The organism is Microcella sp. (genome assembly GCF_025808395.1).
In the GTDB taxonomy this organism is placed as follows: Bacteria; Actinomycetota; Actinomycetes; order Actinomycetales; family Microbacteriaceae; genus Microcella.
Genome location: NZ_CP075524.1, coordinates 1315967 through 1332207, shown reverse-complemented (window position 1 = coordinate 1332207; position 16241 = coordinate 1315967). Strand labels below are relative to the sequence as shown.

The following is a 16241-nucleotide window of genomic DNA, read 5'->3' as shown; positions in this document are numbered from 1 at the left end:
TCACGATGCGATCGCGGGAATGATGGCGCCTGAGAACACCTGCCAGGCGAGCGCGGTTTTTGCCACGAGACTCAGTGTGATGTAGGTGCGCTCGCCCTGCAAGTAGCTCTTCCACTTGCCAACCTGCTTGTACTGCAGCCACTGGTTGATCGCGAAGGTGTTGAAGAAGATGAAGAGCGAGATGACGATGCCCACGACGAACGCGGGCGGCGCGACCTCACTCTCGCTGCCCGGGCGCAAGAAGTAGATGAGCACCAAGATCCAGGGCACGATGCCCACCATCGAGCCGAAGATGAACGGCAGCAGGCCACCCGAGCCGGGCTGCTCGTACTTCTCTTGCAATGCCCCGAACAGAATCATTGCGGCGTTGACCGCGAAGACGGCGAACAGCGCGCCGATGTCGGTGACGCCGTTGATGGCGAGGATGAGCCAGATCATGATCGACGAGCTGAGCGCGTACTCCGTCCAGCGAAAGTAGTTGCGGTTCTGCAGCAGTCCGTTCTTGTAGCGGCCGAAGAACCACGGGCTCGAGATGAAGAAGTGGAAGAACGCGCTGAGCGCGAGGAAGGCGACGACGCCGATGCCGATGTTGACCTCGAACAGCGTGACCCGCTCGGGCGGGATCGGCACGCCGGGAGGGCCAGCCAGGTAGTCGGCGGTGACGGCGAACAGCACTTGCGTGCTCAGCATGGTGAGCACGATCGCGAAGCCGATCGCCTGCAGCAGGTGGGCGGTTCCGGCGACGATGTTGTAGATGCGCAGCCTGTCGATCTGCTGCTCGGGGGTGTAGACCTTCTGCGCCATGACTGCACTCCTTCGTGAGATGTGCGGCCGACGCTAGCACTCGCGCGTGGGAGTTGAACTCGATTCAGGCGCGGGGCGGCTGGGCTCCGAGCCACTGCACGGCGGCGGCTCCAGCATCGACGCCCCGACTCGCGGCGGTGCGCAGGTCGGCGCCATCGGCGAGCTCTGCGCACAGGGCGCCGACGAAGGCGTCTCCGGCACCGGTGGTGTCGACGACGGTGACTCGCGGCGCTGGCAGGTGGCCGCTGGCACCCGGCGCCGCGAAGACGGCGCCGTCGCCACCGAGCGTGATGACGACGCTGCGGCAGCGCTCGAGCAACGCGGCGGCCGCGGCCGTGGCGTGATCGACTGAGTCGACGGTCAGGCCGGTGAGGTCGTGGGCTTCGGCCTCGTTGACCACCAGGGGGTCGCAGAGCTCGAGCAGGGCATCCGGAATCTCACGACTCGGCGACAGATTCAGCACCGTTCGCCCGCCCAGTTCGTCGACGATCGCGGCCGCCTCGACCACCACCTGCAGCGGAATCTCGAGCTGCGCGAGCAGCACCGTGCCTGGCCCCGCAACCGCGCGCAGCGCAGCCTCGACCTCATGTGCGTTGACTCGCGCGTTGGCTCCTGCCGCGACGACGATCGTGTTCTCGCCGTCGCGCGACACCGTGATGAGGGCGATGCCCGTCGGTGCGTCGTCGACCACGGCGACACTCGACACGTCGACGCCTCCCGACCCCAGCGCGTCGAGCATCTGCCGACCGTTGGCGTCATCTCCGACGGCACCGAGAAAGACGGGCATCGCGCCCGACCGCGCAGCCGCGAGAGCCTGATTGGCACCCTTGCCGCCCGTCGCCACGACGAGCTCGTCGCCGAGCAGCGTCTCGCCCGGCAGGGGGTGGCGCTCGACGAGCACGGTGTAGTCGGTGTTGGCTGAGCCGAGAACGATGAGCGAGGCGACCATGGTCTCTATCGTGGCAGAGCGGTCGGGTCGCACCTAGGCTGAGGGCCGTGACTTCGCCCACCGCCCACGCCGTCGCCGTCTGCCAGTTCGGCCCCGTCGCCGATCGCGCGGTCAACCTCGCGAGCATGCGGGCGCTCGCCCTGCGGGCGGTCGAGCAAGGCGCGGGGCTCATCGTCTTTCCGGAGTACTCGTCGTACTTCACCCCGAAGCTGGGCCCCGACTGGCTGGCGGCCGCTGAGAACCTTGACGGGCCCTTCGTCGCCGGCCTCGCCGACCTCGCCGGTGAGACGGGCTCCATCATCGTCGCCGGCCTCATCGAGACGGGCACGCGCGACGACCGCTTTCGCAACACGATCGTCGCGGTCGGGCCAGACGGCACGCTGCTCAGCGTCTCGCGCAAGCTGCATCTCTACGACGCGTTCGGAGCCACCGAGTCTGACTGGGCCGAGCCCGGCGGCATCGAGCCGCCCCGAGTGTTCGAAGCGCTGGGGCTGCGCGTGGGCATCCAGACCTGCTACGACCTGCGTTTTCCTGAAGTGACGCGCCGCCTCGTCGACGCGGGGGCCGAGCTCGTGCTCGTGCCCAGCGAGTGGGTCGCCGGCCCCGGCAAGGTGCACGCCTGGACGACCCTGGTGACGGCGCGCGCCATCGAGAACACCGTCTATGTGGCGGCTGCCGACCACATTCCCCCCGTCGGGGTCGGGCACAGCATGATCGTCGACGCGCGTGGCGAGCTGCTCGCCTCGATCGAGACGGCGACGGATGCTGCGGTCGCCCCCGTCTCGCGCGCCCACCTCGATGAGGTGCGCCGTCTCAACCCCGCGCTGCAGTTGCGCCGATTCCGAGTCGAGCCGGCCTAACGGCGCAGGGTCTGCAGGCGCCGCGCCGCTTCGGCTATGGCGTCGTCTGGTTTGCAGAAGGCGAAGCGCAGGGCGGTCTGGCTGACGCCGCCGTCTGACCTGCCGAACGCACTCAACGGAATCGACACCACGCCCGGGTCGAGCGCGAGCGCCCGTGCACTCGTGGCCGCATCGCCCAGGCTGAGCGCTGCCGGCGGCTCGGCGACGATGAAGTACGACCCCGCGGTCGGGGCGATCGAGAAGCCGGCGTCGATGAGTCCCGCCGCGAGCAGGTCGCGTCGACGCTGCAGGGTGGCCCGCAGCTCGTCGAAGAACTCATCGGGCATGCGCAAGCCGGTCGCGACTGCGCCTTGAAAAGGGGCGCCGTTGACGTAGGTGAGCCACTGCTTGACGGCGATCACCGCGTCGATGAGCGCGGCCGGGCCGGTCACCCAGCCGATCTTCCAGCCCGTCACCGAGAACGTCTTCGCCGCACTCGACACCGTGAGGGTGCGCTCGGCAGCACCCGCCGCCGCGGCGACCGGAACGTGGCGGCGCCCGTCGTAGACGAGGTGCTCGTAGACCTCGTCGCTCACGATCACCGCGTCATGCTTCGCCGCGAGCGCGACGATGCGCTCGATGTGCTCGCGCTCGAGGATCGAGCCGGTGGGGTTGTGCGGCGAGTTCAGCACGACGAGCCGGGTGCGGTCGCTGAAGGCGGCGTCGATCTCGGCCGGCACCGGTTGAAAGTCGGGGCTTTGCAGTCTGACGGTCACCTGCCGTGCGCCGCTGAGCCCGATCACGGCCGCGTAGGCGTCGTAGTAGGGCTCGAAGGTGATCACCTCGTCACCGGGGCCCGCGAAGGCGAGCAGGCTCGCCGCGATCGCCTCGGTGGCGCCCGCCGTCACGAGCACGCCCGACTCGGGGTTCACGTCAAGGCCGTAGAACCGCTGCTGATGCTCGGCGACGGCGTGGCGCAGGTCGGCGAACCCGCGCCCTGGGGGGTATTGGTTGATGCCGCCCCTGATCGCCTCGACAGCGGCTTCGAGAACCTCGGCGGGGCCGTCGTCGTCTGGAAAGCCTTGGCCCAGATTGATGGCGCCATGCTCCGCGGCCAACGCCGACATCTCGGCGAAGATCGTGGGGCGAGCCTGGCCCTCAGCGTCGACAAGCCCCGCGGCTGCCGCGGTGCGCTTCCAGGGTGCGTGGGCTGCGTGAGCGTCGTCGGCCATACGGCCAGCGTATCGAGAGGCTCAGGCGGCGCCCTTCGGAAGAGTGAGGCTCGTCGCCCACTCGTAGAAGACGGCTTTGCCCGGCGAGGTGTCGTCGACGTCGGCGTCGACACCGCGCGACAGCAGCGTGGCGAGTCCGTCGATGATCGAATCGAGGTCGTCGTGGGGCGCCGTCAGGGCGAGCCCGGCCGAGCACGATGAGAGCACGCTCGACACGATGTGGGCATCCACGTCGGTGCGCACCATGCCGACCATCTGCAGGCGTTCGATGAGCTCGCTGCGAATGCCAACATTGGGCGTGTACGCGAAGCTGTGCGAGTTGCGCATGATCGAGTTGAGGGCGTCACGGTCGATGACGAAGAGCGCCTTCGCGAGCGGGCGCTCGTAGACGGACGCAAGAATGTAGGTGTACATGCGTGAGAGCAGCCCGCCGCGCGGGTCGCGCTCGATGTTCTCGACGATGTTGCCGTACATGCCCTGAAACTCGCGGTTGAGCATGGCGACCAGCGCATCGTTCGCCGTCGGAAACACCGACTGCACGTCGGCCTCGCTCAGCCCGGCGCGCGACGCGATCGACGCCACGGTGACCGAGGCGTATCCGTCGTTCGTGATGATGTCGGCTGCTGCGTCGAGCACAGAGTCGACGTCGATCAGGTTCGTGTGTGACATGGGGTGTATGCCTCAATCATTCGGTGGGGGTGTGATTGGTGCGTTACTGCATCATACGTTCAGCGGTAGACGATTCTGTGCACCCAGTTCGGGGTGCGAACGCCATGTGGAAAGACCGCTCGGGATGCTCACGCATTCTCTACCGTGACCTGCATGCTCAGACGCTCAGGCCGTGCAGTTCTCGCCATCGCCCTCGTCGTATCGCTCGCGGCCTGCGTCGAGACGACGCGGCTGCCCGCGGCGGAGCCGAGCCCGACGGCTGCTCCGCTCTTCGCCTCAGACGAGGAGGCGCTCGCCGCGGCGACGGAGGCTTATGAAGAGTACCTTGGGGCTCTTGACGAGTTGCTGAAAGCCCCTCGGCAAGTCAATGCCGAACTAGACAGAGTTGCTGTTGGCCAAGCACTCGACTCGGCTCGTGAAAGTGTTATGGAGTTCTTGGCGGACGGCCTTCGCCTGTCCGCATCGCGTGTGCTTGCGAGGTCCGAGCTGCAGCAGGTGTTTATCGACGTCTCGAACACTACGGTGATCGCATACTTCTGTGAGGACATAACGGGCGTCGAGCTGATCGACTCTGACGGGAACTCGCTTACGACAGACGATCGACCCGGATACACCGTCTTTGAAGCATCCGTAGTCTTTGAACAGGGTCAGGCACTGGTCAGTGAACGCGACTTCTGGAGCAATGAAACCTCATGCTGAGGCATCTAGTCACGGTTGGACTGACTGCGATCTTGATGATTGTGGGCTCCTCGGCGAACGCAGCGAGTGCGTCGGGCGCATGTTCTGACTCAACGCAGTTCGGCACAGGCTGCCCGAACGTGAGCGGCGAGGTCGGCGGCGGGGGAGCGACGTTGACGGGCAACCAGTCGGCTCCCGGGTCGCCCGGTGGGTCAGGCGGCGGCTCTGCAGGGTCGGGAGGCTCGGGCGGTTCGGCCGCGCCGCAGGTTCCGTGCACCGAGGTTCTGCCGGGCCTCTGCTACGGCCAGGGCCCGCAGAGGCCGGGTGAGGGGGGCGAGGCTGCGCCGGGCATCCCGCCCCTCACGCTCAGCGATATCGCCCACTTCAGGCCGCAACCGGCGACGCAGCGCATGCAGCCAGACGGCTGGATGATCGTCGGGCTCGACACCAACTTCTACGCGCTGATCGACCGGCACGTCGTCGCCGGTCAGCTGCTCGGGTCGCCGGCCGAGGTGCGGTTCACTCCCGTGGCGTACCGGTGGCGCTACGGAGACGGCTCGGCTGCTCGCCTGCTCACCAAGGGCGCTCCGTGGCAGGCTCTCGGCCTCGCCGAGTTCGACCCGACGCCGACGAGCCACGTCTATCGGGCATCCGGAACCTACTTCATCGACCTCGACGTCGAATACACCGCCGAGTACCGCTTCGCCGGCGGAGGGTGGGTGCGATTGAGCGGCATCGTCGTGCTGCCCGCCAACCGCCTCGTCGCCACCGCGGGCGACGCTGTCACCGTGCTCGTCGACCGGCACTGCGCGCAGCCGCCCGCCGGCCCCGGATGCTAGTGCGGCGCTGAGCGAAGCGAAAGAGAGCGTTCAGGCGGGGCAAATAGAATACACAGGTTTGCGGAGGACGCTGACACCGGCGAAAGGAGCCCTCCCGATGACCACGACGCCTGAGCACATCGACGACGCCGCACCCGAGGCGCCGGTCGAGCCGGCACCCGAGGCGCCCGTCGAGACGGCGCCCGCCACGCCGGCGCCCGCGCCAGCCCGAACCGGCATCGCCATGGGCCCGCTGCTCGGCATGCTCGCCGTCGGAGCCCTCATCGGCGGAGTCGCCGGCGGCGGCGTCACCGCCGCAGTGCTCGCCGGCAACCAGTCGAGCGTCGTCGGCGCCCCCCAAGGCCCCACCGCCATCACCGTCAACGACCCGGGCGACGCAACCCTCGTCACCGGAGTGGTCGCCACCGCCATGCCCTCAGTCGTCAGCCTGCAGGTGGCGGGCGGCGGCACAGCCGGAGGCGGCTCCGGCGTCATCCTCAGCGAAGACGGCTACGTGCTCACCAACAACCACGTCGCCACACTCGAAGGCGCAACGCTGTCGCCGAGCATTCGCGTCTCGCTCTCAGACGGGCGCATCTTCAACGCCGAACTGGTCGGCTCAGACCCGCTCGCCGACCTCGCCGTCGTCAAGATCGAGGGCGCCGAGAACCTGCCCGTCATCGAGTTCGCCGACTCAGACGCCCTCAACGTGGGAGACCGCGCGATCGTCATCGGTGCCCCGCTCGGGCTGTCGGGCACCGTCACCAACGGCATCGTCTCAGCGCTCAACCGCTCGATCACCGTGCGGTCGTCGGCCGTGCCCGAGCAGTCGCTCGAGCAGCCGCTGCCGCCCAACGACAGCGAAGCACCGTTCGACTTCTGGGACTTCGATGTGCCAGGCACCGAGAACGACCCCCAGTCGACGACGCCCCGCGCCACCATCTCGCTGCCCGTCATTCAGACCGACGCCGCCATCAACCCCGGCAACTCGGGCGGAGCGCTGCTGAACGACCAAGGTCAACTCATCGGCATCGTCGTGGCGCTCGCCACCACGGGCGGCTCGGGCGGAGGGCAGGCGGGCAGCATCGGCGTCGGCTTCTCGATTCCGTCGAACTTCGCGCTGCGCGTGGCCAACGAACTCATCGAGAACGGTGTCGCCAGCCACGGGCTGCTCGGGGCACTCGTCACCGACTCGATCAACGACGCGGCGAGCACCGTCGTCGGCGCCCTCATCGACAGCGTCACCCCCGGCGGCGCAGCCGACCAGGTGGGACTGCGCTCGGGCGACGTCATCACCATCTTCAACGGGGTGCCGATCAGCTCGAGCGTCGACCTCACCGCGCAAGTGCGCGTGCTCGCCGGCGGAGCCAGCACAACCCTCACCTACGTGCGCGGCGGCACGGCGCGCGAAGTCACGGTGACGCTCGGCGAGCTTCGATAGCCTCACAGCCCGCACCACCCGCAGGCACTACCCTTCACAGGTATGGCCTCACCCGCTTCGGCGCACCCCGGCGTCAGCTACGTCATGCCGGTGTACAACGAGGCGGCCTACATCGACGACGCCATCGAGAGCGTGCTCGCGCAGCAGTATCCGGGTGAGCGCGAACTGGTGGTCGTGCTGGGCCCCTCGACCGACGGCACGACCGAGCGCGTCACCGAGCGGGCGGCCGCAGACGAGCGCATTCGCATCGTCACCAACGACGCGCTCTCGATTCCGCTGAGCCTCAATCTCGGCATCCGCGCCGCCGCTCACGACATCATCGTTCGAGTGGATGCTCACACCGAGCTGCCCACCGACTACACCCTCGTCGGGGTGGCCACCCTGCTGCGCACCTCGGCCGCCAGTGTCGGAGGGCTCATGGTCGCCACCGGGAGGGGGCGGCTGCAGTCGGCGATCGCCCGGGCATACAACAGTCGCCTCGGGCTGGGGGGCGGCGCGTACCACGGCGGAGCATCTGAAGGCCCGGCCGAGAGTGCATACCTCGGCATCATGCGGCGAGAAGCCCTGCTCGCCGTCGGCCTCTACGACGAAGGCCTCAAGCGCGGAGAAGACTGGGAGCTCAACCAGCGACTGCGCGAGGCCGGCCACCTGGTCTGGCTCGACCCCAGCCTGCAGGTCACCTACTGGCCGCGCGACACGTGGGGCAAGCTGGCGCGTCAGTTCACTGCCACCGGAATCTGGCGCGGCGAGCTCGTGCGACGCCTCGGCGCCCGCAACTCGCTGCGCTACTTCGCCCCGCCGGCACTCGTGCTGTCGAGCGCGCTGAGCCTCGCGCTCATGGCACTCGAAGTGACGGGCCTCGTCACGGGCCCCGTCGCCTGGCTGCTCTCGGTGGTGTACCTCGGGCCCGTGCTCTATGCGGTGCTGCTGACCACCCTCCTGTTCGTGCGAGCGACCGGCGAGCGGTTCGCCGACCGCGCCACCTTCGCCGCCGTGATCGCCGTCATGCACTACAGCTGGGGTGCAGGGTTCGTGCGGGGCGTCGCCCTCGGGGCGCGCGACGCCGTCGACCGCTCGCGCATCGAGTCGTAGGGTCGATCAGCTCGCGTCGAGCATCCCGTTCTCGATGATGCGCGCGACCACACGCTCAGCCGCGCGTCCGTCGTCGAGGGGGGTGAACCGCGCCCGCCACTGCTCGAGCGCGGGGGAGGGGCCGACGGGGATGGGCTCGCGGGCGAGCCTCGCCAGCTCGGCGAGCACCTCGTCGCGAGACTGCAGCACCGGCACGGGGGCTTCGGCGATGAGGTCGAAGTAGAAGCCGCGCAGCTCACGGTCGTAGCGCGCCAGATCGGGGGTGAAAAGCAGCAGCGGAGTGTCGGTGGCCGTGATGTCGAACATGAGCGAGCTGTAGTCGGTGATGACCACGTCGGCCGCGACCAGCAGATCGGCCATGTCGGGGTAGGTCGTCACATCGATGAGTCCCACGGCGTCGAGGTCGCGCCCGTGGCGCAGCGTGCGGCTGTGCCCGCGCACGAGCACCACGTGCTCGCCCGGCAGTTCGGCCAACGCTGCCGGCAGGCCGGGCAGGTCGAGGTAGTCGACCATCTCGGTCGCGTCGTCGCGCCAGGTCGGTGCGTAGAGCACCGCCCGCTGCTCGGGGCGAATGCCGAGCCGCGCGCGCACGCGCTGCCGATCGGTGCCGTCGGCGTGCTGCTGCGCGTGGGTGACGAGAGCGTCATTGCGCGGGTAGCCCTCGACCCACAGCTCGCCGCGAAAGGCATAGGCGCGCCGAAAGATCTCAGCCGCGTAGTCGTTCTGCGCGAGCAGCACGTTCCAGCGACGGCTCTCACGCCGCACGGCGACGCGCGTGCGCAGGCCCACGCCGTCGCGGTCGAGCGCCAGGCGCTTGAGCATGGTGCCGTGCCAGGTCTGCAGCACGCGCTGGTGGGGGCGGGGCATCCACCGTTTGCGCAGCCAGTCGTTGACGACCAGCAGGCGGGCGTCGGCGCGCACCCGCCACCACTCTGCCGAGCCCTCGACGATCGCGACGGCGCCGTCGGGCACCGCGATCGAACGGTCGACGACCGACCAGTAGCGCGTCACATCGGGCCGCACGCGGGCGAGCTCGCGGTCGATCGCGAGCGGATTGCACGCGGCGGTCTGGCTGTAGAAGCTCTCGAAGAACACCGCGTTCTCGGGGTCGGCGATGCGAGCGCGATACCACTGCTCGAGCCGTCTCTGATCGGATGCTGAACGCTCGTCGCCCGCCAACGGGGCCGCAACGCTCACGACGAGGGTGCCCGCATCGGCCCGCACAGAGGCGCGTAGCAGCTCGGTGCGCAGTTCGGGGGCGGATTCCGCCGTCACCGTCGATCGCGCCGTCGCCCGCGAGTCGCCCTGCAGCAGCGTCTCGAGCCGGTAGTCGCCGCTCGGCGGCGCCAGCCCGGCAGCACCCCAGCGCTCGCCGATGAGGGCGAAGGTGGCCGTGAACGCGTCGCCCCGTTGCTCGACGACACCGGCGATCGAGTGTCGAGCGCCGACGAGGGTCAGCGCCTCGATCGCACGGGGCGAGGTGCCCGTCAGCTCGACGGCCGCGCCGTCCGCGGGCCGCGGCGTAGCGCCCACCGAGTGGTCGCGTGTCGTCGCAGTCTCGACGACGATGCGGCCACGAGTGACCACTCGTCGCGAGTCTTCGCCATCGCGCGACGCTCGCTCGCTCGGCACCGACTCGCCGAGCAGCTCGAGCACGGCGTCGTGCACGCGCTCGGTCGCGCGGCCGTCGAGGTGATCGACCACTTCGTCGCGCAGCCACGCGGCGTGCGCGAGCGCGGCCTCTCGGCCGGCGCCGCCGAGCGCGGCGTCGACGCGCTCAAGGGTCTCGGCCCAGCTCGTGGCCGGCTCGCCTCCGGCGAACTCGCGGTAGGGCTGATACAGCCCGCGAGTGGCCAAGTAGTTCGCCAGATCGGGGGCGAAGAAGACGCTCGGCACGCGGGCGATGGCCGCGTCGAACGCGATCGAGCTGTAGTCGGTGACGAGCACGTCGACGGCGGGCAGCGCCCCGGTCACGTCGGTGAGCACGTCGCGGCCGAGCGGCCTGATGCGGGGCGAGCTCGCGGCGCCCTCCGCATACGACCCTGCGCCGAGCGGGTGCGAGCGAATGAGCAGCGTCGCCCCCGAACGGTCGGCCCAGGCGCCGATGGCCTGCCACTCGGCCGCAGTGGGAATCGCAGCATCCCTCGCCCCGTCACGCCAGGTGGGCGCGTAGAGCACGACCGGCCCGTCGGCGGGCAGGGCAGCACCTCCGGCCGCCGTCAGCGCAGTCGACACGAGCGTGCGCGCCGCCTCGCGCCGAGACTCTGCGGTGCCCGCGAGCAGCACGTCGTCTCGGGGGTCGCCCGTGACGATGACGCGCGACGCCGGCAGCCCGAACGCCGAGCGAATGCGCGCCGCCACCAGCTCTGACGCCACCGCGAAGAGCGCGATCTGCGCCCCCGCCCGCCGGTACAGCGCGGCCATGAGCCGCCCGACTCCGGGCAACGACCCGATGAGGGGCAGCCCCAGCGTGGCGCCGGTGTCGAGGTGCAGGCGCTTCAGGGGGATGCCGTGCCACAGCTGCACGACGCGCGCACCGCTGACGCCGAACCGGTTGACGTCGCCGAACCCGTGCGTCACGACGACGACACCCGCACGCAGCGTCGCCCAGAGCCCGCGCGGGCGGCGCTTGCGCAGCGCGCGCATGCCGCGCGCTCGAGCCTCGGCGAGCTCGTCGGCACTCGAGGCCAGCCAGGTGACGCGTCGAGCGGGGTCGACCGAGCGCACGTGGTCGTGCAGCACGAGTGCACCCTCGCCGAGACCGATGCCCGAGCCGAAGACCCAGCGCTGAGGGCTGCGCGGCACGAGCACCGCGATGAGCGCCCCGAGCGCATAGAGCGGGGCGCGAGCGAGTACGCGCGCGTTGCCGGCGCTGAACGTGAAGCGGGCCATCGCGCCCGATTCTGTCACGCCTATGCCGTTCACAACTCAGGCTGAGCGCACCATTGTGCCCGTGTGATCAGACATATCTGCGACGTCAGCCTGAGTTGCGAACAAGTCGGTAACGGTGTGGCCGTTTGGTCGGGCCGCCTCGACCCCCGCTGAAAGAATCGTGAGCGTGAAGATCGTGGGGCAGTTCAGAACCGCGCGCCGCATCGTGCGCGACCTGTGGCGCTCTCGTCGCAACCGCATCGCGCTCGCGAAGCGGCTCGAGCGCGAGACGCCCCCGCCCCCCGGAACGACCGAGATCGTCGTCTACTTCGCCGACACCCGCGTGAACCTGTACCAGATCAGGCAGTGGTACGCGCCGCTGGCCGAGCTCGCGCGCGAGCATCCGGTGGCCATCATCAGCCGCAGCCCCGGAACCATGATGACGCTGCTCGATGAAGCGCCCGTGCCCGCGGTGTATCTGCGCAAGGTGACTGACCTCGAGCACTTCGTCGCCACGAATCCGCTGCGCATCGTGCTCTACGTCAACCAGAACACCAAGAACTTTCAGATGTTTCGGTACGGGCGCATGTGGCACGTCTTCATCAACCATGGCGAGTCAGACAAGATGTACATGACCACCAATCAGTACAAGGCATACGACTACGCCTTCATCGCCGGAGACGCGGCGCGCGAGCGACTCGAACGCAAGCTGTGGTCATACGACGTGGCCAGTCGCACGATGCAGATCGGGCGCCCGCAGGCCGACCACTTCGCCGGCGAGACGCCATACGACGCCGACGGCCGCACGGTGGTGCTGTATGCGCCCACGTGGGAGGGCGATCGCCCGTCGGCCGCGTACGGCTCGATCGCGACGCACGGCGAGCAACTGGTGGATGCTCTGCTCGCGACCGGCCGCCACCGAGTGATCTACCGGCCGCACCCGCGCAGCGGGGTCGTCGATGAGGCCTATGGCAACGCCCACCGGCGCATCATCGCGGCCCTGGAGCGCGCCAACGCCGCCGATGCGACAGCCCAGCACGTCTACGACGACAAGCCCGAACTGGGCTGGCAGCTGGTGGCCGCCGACGTCGCCATCACCGACATCTCGGCGATGGTCTACGACCGACTCGCGACGGGCAAACCGCTCATCGTCACGCGGCCCGCGTCGCCCTACGCCGAGATCGATGGCACGGGGTATTTGAGTGCGTGCGAATGGCTCTTGCCCGGTGATTCGCCCGAGGTGGTGCCGCTCGTCGACCGTGTGCTGACGAGCGACGAAGCGCACGACGCGCTCACCCACTGGGTGCAGCACTACTTCGGCGACACCACCCAGGGGGCGGCGACGGCCCGCTTTCATGCGGCCATCGACACGCTTTACGCCGAGTGGAATCGTGTGGCGGCCCTGCACGCCCACGACCCGATCACGTCGGAGTCGAACCCTTTCGACGAGGACGACGACGAAGACGAGGCTCCTTCGGGGGACTGAGTTCTGCGAGTTCGGCCGGCCACCAGGCGGGGGCAGGGCCGAACGCCTGCTGCGCTGTGCGCACCACCTTGCCGCCGATGATGCGGTTGCCTGCGCCGCCGATGACGGCTCCGATGCCGAAGGGAATCAGCCGGCCGGCCATGCTGCCGCCCTGCGCGACGGTCATGCGCTTCACCAGCTCGTCGCGCAGCCTCTTGTTGAGCATCGTCACGAGTGCTTTCGGCATGCTCGCGGTGATCGACTCGCCCCAGTACTGCGTGCGGTCGGGGCCGACCCCGGTCGCCTGGCCGATGAACTGCTGCACGAGCTCTTTGCCTGGCCCACCCAGCATGAGCGCCATGACCAGATTGTGGGCCCGCTCTTCGTCGTCGACGACGATGCCGTGGATCTCAGCGACCGACTGCGCGAACAGGGCCGTCATCTCGAAGAACGCGACGGTCTCGACGCCGATGACCGTCAGGCCGATGACGGTGCCGACTCCGGGAATCAGCGTTGCCGCGCCGCTGCCCGCACCCGTTAACGTGATCGAGTTCAAGAATCGGCGCTCGAGAATGCGCACCACCTGCTCGGGCGTGGCGGCAGGGTACTGCCGACGAATCGCCCTGATGTGCAGCAGCACGGCGGGCCGTTGCGCCGACATCGCCGCTCGCAGGCCGCGGATGAGCAAGGGGTCGACGGGGGGAGCCCCGACGGGGGCGACCGGAGGAACGATCGCCGTGCCATCGTCGGTGATCGGGATGCCCTGCAGCGGGCCGCGATCGACGGGCGCCCGCTCAGGGGTGTCGCTCGACATCATCGATCTCCTTGCTCTGGCCGACGAGAAGTGTACCGAGGCGTGCTCAGCCCTCGCCGTGAGCGCTGTTGTAGGCATCGAGCACGTCGCCGATCGGCGCGTCGAGCACGAGGGCCCCGCCGTCGAGGTAGAGCCCGCGCGTGCAGAAGCGCTTGAGGTCGCGCTCGTTGTGCGACACGAAGAACAGCGTGCGCCCGCCCGCGAGCAGCTCGTCGATGCGCCGATAGCACTTGTCGCGAAACGCCTTGTCGCCGACCGCGAGCACCTCGTCGACCAGCAGAATGGGCTCCTCGAGGCGCGAGATGACGGCGAAGGCGAGCCGCACCTTCATGCCGCTCGACAAGTGCTTGTACGGCGTCTGCGTGAAGTCGTGCAGCTCGGCGAAGTCGATGATCTCGTCGTACCGCTCATCGATCTCGTGCTTCGCCATGCCGTGCAGCCCCGCAGTGAGGTAGAGGTTCTCGTGCACGGTGAGGTCGTCGACGAAGCCTCCGGTGATCTCGATGAGCGGAGCGACCCCTCCGACCACCTCGACGCTGCCCTCGTCGGGCAGCATGACGCCGGCGACGAGCTTCAGCAGCGTCGACTTGCCCTGCCCGTTGCGCCCGACGACGCCGATCGCCTCACCCGAGCGCACGTCGACGTCGATGCCGCGCAGCGCCCAGAACTCGTCGGGTCGCGAGCGACGATTGCGCCCGGCGAAGAGGTCTTTGAACGAGCGGCGCCCGCGCCGATTGCGGCGAAAACGGATGCCCGCAGATCGCACCCTGATGACCACGTCATCGGCCACGGGTGCGCCGGCTGCACTGCGCTCCCAGCTCATCAGACCTCCTTCAGCACGGCCGGCACCATGCGGCGGAACACGAGCAGGCCGATGACGAGAGCGCCGAGGCTCATGAGGGTCGCGATGATCACCGCTCGGGCATCCAGTTGATCGGGAAAGAAGCTCGCCCGATAGAGCGAGATGATGCCCGCGAGCGGGTTGAACGCCGCCCACGAGTCGAGACCGCCCGGCAGGTCTGAGAGCCCGTAGATGATCGGCGAGCCGTAGAACAAGAACCGCAGGATGAGTTTGACCGCACGCTCGAGGTCGCGGAAGAAGACCACGAGCGGGGCGATGATGAGCCCGAGACCGACAGTGAGGGCAGCTTGCAGCACGATCGCCACCGGCAACCAGAGCACACCGGCGGTCGGCTCGGCGCCGAAGAGCACCGCGAACACGACGATGACCGGAATCGCCGCGACGAACTCGATGCCCTTCGACAGCACGATGCGGTTGACCCAGACCGTGCGCGGAATACGCGTCGACCGCACGAGCTTCGCGTCTTTGATGAAGGCGCGCGTCGTCTCTCCGACGGCGGCGTTGAACCACATCCACGGCAGCAGCCCCGCGAGCAGAAAGACGATGTAGGGGTCTTCGCCGATGGTGCGGTCGACGATCTGGGTGAAGACGAACCAGTAGATGATCGCCATGACCAGCGGGTCGAGAATCGTCCACACGTAGCCGAGAAACGAGGTGGTGTATCGCACCTTCAGGTCGCGACTCGTCAACAGCCAGAGCGACTGCCGATAGACCTGACCGCGCGTGCGCGGGGGCCGGGGAGGCGGGGCAGAGGTCACGGGAGACAACGGTAGTGGCACGAGGGCCGATTCGCCCTCGCCGGCGCTGACCGCGCGCCCGGCCTACACGTGACGGTTGGCCCGCTCGAGGTCTTCAGCGAAGTCGATCTCGACCGCGTAGAGGTCGCTGATGTCGACGGGCTCGAGCTTGAGGGCATCGTGCTCGATCGCCAGCTCGAGGCCGCGCTCGAAATAGTCTTGGTCGCCGCACCGCTGCAGCTGACGCGTGAACGCCGCCTTGTCTGCGCTCGAGATGAAGTTGATGCCCACTGCTTCGCCGAGACCGTTGCTCACCTGCTTCGAGAGCTCGCGCACGAAGCCGTCAGCGTCGACCGTGTACTTGACCTCTTCGTCGCTGACGGCCGAGGTGTTGACGCTGACGAACGACTGGTCGGCGTGCACGCGCCCGGCGACGCGCACGAGCACCTGCGGGTCGAAGACGACGTCGCCGTTCATCCACAGCACGCCGCTCTTGCCCGTGGCCTTCATGGCACGCAGCAGGCTCTTCGAGGTGTTGGTCTGGTCGTACTGCTCGTTGTAGACGTAGTCGACGTCGGGGAAGGCGTCGATGATGTGCTCGAGCTTGTAGCCGACGACCGTGGTGATGGTCACATCGGTGCCGAACGCCGCAGCGATGTTGTCGTGCTGCTGCTGCATGATCGTGCGGCCGTCGCCGAGCTCGGTGAGCGGCTTCGGCAGTTCGCGGCCGAGTCGGCTGCCCATGCCTGCGGCGAGAATGACGACCTGAATGGTCATGATGGTGGCTCCTGATGTGTCTGCGTCTGAGAATGTGACACACCCTTGTGCATCGAAAGTTTACCGCGGGGCCTCCCTCCAGGTCATGCACTGTTCATCAGTTGTTTCCGAAACGTGATGCGACGGTCGTCTGGTGAGCGCCTGGTGACCGCGCAGACGCAGGGTTGATAGCCTCGACCGGTGGAATCCTCGT

The 16241-nt window shown here is 68.5% G+C and carries 15 protein-coding genes; 6 read left to right on the top strand and 9 right to left on the bottom strand.

Translation table 11 applies throughout. The features are described from left to right. A complete protein-coding gene (heR, locus tag KIT89_RS06560; protein WP_297603818.1) occupies window positions 1-804 on the bottom strand; it encodes a heliorhodopsin HeR in 804 nt (267 codons plus the stop codon). A 64-nt stretch (window positions 805-868) separates the two neighbouring features. Next, window positions 869-1753: a ribokinase gene (locus KIT89_RS06555; protein ID WP_297603817.1), complete on the bottom strand. Its 885-nt coding sequence runs from the start codon at window positions 1751-1753 to the stop codon at window positions 869-871. A 47-nt stretch (window positions 1754-1800) separates the two neighbouring features. Between KIT89_RS06555 and KIT89_RS06550 the strand changes: the two genes are divergently transcribed. Beyond that, window positions 1801-2613, top strand: coding sequence for a carbon-nitrogen hydrolase family protein (locus KIT89_RS06550; RefSeq protein ID WP_297603816.1), 813 nt, complete (start codon window positions 1801-1803; stop codon window positions 2611-2613). Here KIT89_RS06550 and KIT89_RS06545 read toward each other — a convergent pair. Beyond that, window positions 2610-3824 carry an aminotransferase class I/II-fold pyridoxal phosphate-dependent enzyme gene (locus KIT89_RS06545; RefSeq protein ID WP_297603815.1) on the bottom strand — a complete coding sequence of 405 codons (1215 nt, stop codon included), beginning with the start codon at window positions 3822-3824 and terminating at the stop codon, window positions 2610-2612. The two genes, KIT89_RS06550 and KIT89_RS06545, sit on opposite strands and share 4 nt — an antisense overlap. 21 nt (window positions 3825-3845) lie before the next feature. Next, on the bottom strand, window positions 3846-4493 hold the full coding sequence (locus KIT89_RS06540; RefSeq protein ID WP_297603814.1) for a TetR/AcrR family transcriptional regulator: 648 nt from the start codon (window positions 4491-4493) through the stop codon (window positions 3846-3848). A 153-nt stretch (window positions 4494-4646) separates the two neighbouring features. On the opposite strand from KIT89_RS06540, the gene KIT89_RS06535 reads away from it, so the two are divergent. From KIT89_RS06535 to KIT89_RS06520, 4 genes are all read left to right on the top strand, one after another. Then, window positions 4647-5192, top strand: coding sequence for a hypothetical protein (locus KIT89_RS06535; RefSeq protein ID WP_297603813.1), 546 nt, complete (start codon window positions 4647-4649; stop codon window positions 5190-5192). 119 nt (window positions 5193-5311) lie between these two features. Beyond that, the gene (locus tag KIT89_RS06530) at window positions 5312-6010 is read left to right on the top strand and encodes a hypothetical protein (RefSeq protein ID WP_297603812.1); all 699 of its coding nucleotides are present in this window, start codon (window positions 5312-5314) and stop codon (window positions 6008-6010) included. A gap of 97 nt (window positions 6011-6107) precedes the next feature. After that, window positions 6108-7430 (top strand): trypsin-like peptidase domain-containing protein, encoded by a 1323-nt coding sequence (locus tag KIT89_RS06525; protein WP_297603811.1) that lies wholly within the window; start codon window positions 6108-6110, stop codon window positions 7428-7430. Window positions 7431-7472: 42 nt separating this feature from the next. Next, complete coding sequence (locus KIT89_RS06520) at window positions 7473-8522, top strand: glycosyltransferase family 2 protein (protein ID WP_297603810.1); 1050 nt, start codon at window positions 7473-7475, stop codon at window positions 8520-8522. A gap of 6 nt (window positions 8523-8528) precedes the next feature. Here the strand turns inward: KIT89_RS06520 and KIT89_RS06515 are convergent, their stop codons facing one another. After that, complete coding sequence (locus KIT89_RS06515) at window positions 8529-11414, bottom strand: CDP-glycerol glycerophosphotransferase family protein (RefSeq protein ID WP_297603809.1); 2886 nt, start codon at window positions 11412-11414, stop codon at window positions 8529-8531. A gap of 160 nt (window positions 11415-11574) precedes the next feature. Here KIT89_RS06515 and KIT89_RS06510 point away from each other — a divergent pair, with 160 nt between their 5' ends. Next, on the top strand, window positions 11575-12879 hold the full coding sequence (locus KIT89_RS06510) for a CDP-glycerol glycerophosphotransferase family protein (RefSeq protein ID WP_297603808.1): 1305 nt from the start codon (window positions 11575-11577) through the stop codon (window positions 12877-12879). On the opposite strand, the gene KIT89_RS06505 is transcribed toward KIT89_RS06510, so the two are convergent. The 4 genes from KIT89_RS06505 to KIT89_RS06490 all read right to left on the bottom strand — a co-directional run bounded on the left by KIT89_RS06505 (window position 12815) and on the right by KIT89_RS06490 (window position 16048). Beyond that, the gene (locus KIT89_RS06505) at window positions 12815-13675 is read right to left on the bottom strand and encodes a hypothetical protein (protein ID WP_297603807.1); all 861 of its coding nucleotides are present in this window, start codon (window positions 13673-13675) and stop codon (window positions 12815-12817) included. The two genes, KIT89_RS06510 and KIT89_RS06505, sit on opposite strands and share 65 nt — an antisense overlap. Before the next feature lie 43 nt (window positions 13676-13718). Beyond that, window positions 13719-14495 (bottom strand): ABC transporter ATP-binding protein, encoded by a 777-nt coding sequence (locus tag KIT89_RS06500; protein WP_297603806.1) that lies wholly within the window; start codon window positions 14493-14495, stop codon window positions 13719-13721. Beyond that, complete coding sequence (locus KIT89_RS06495) at window positions 14495-15292, bottom strand: ABC transporter permease (protein ID WP_297603805.1); 798 nt, start codon at window positions 15290-15292, stop codon at window positions 14495-14497. Before KIT89_RS06495 ends, KIT89_RS06500 begins: the two co-directional genes overlap by 1 nt. Before the next feature lie 63 nt (window positions 15293-15355). Continuing rightward, window positions 15356-16048 (bottom strand): phosphocholine cytidylyltransferase family protein, encoded by a 693-nt coding sequence (locus tag KIT89_RS06490; protein ID WP_297603804.1) that lies wholly within the window; start codon window positions 16046-16048, stop codon window positions 15356-15358. Window positions 16049-16241: the final 193 nt, after the last annotated feature.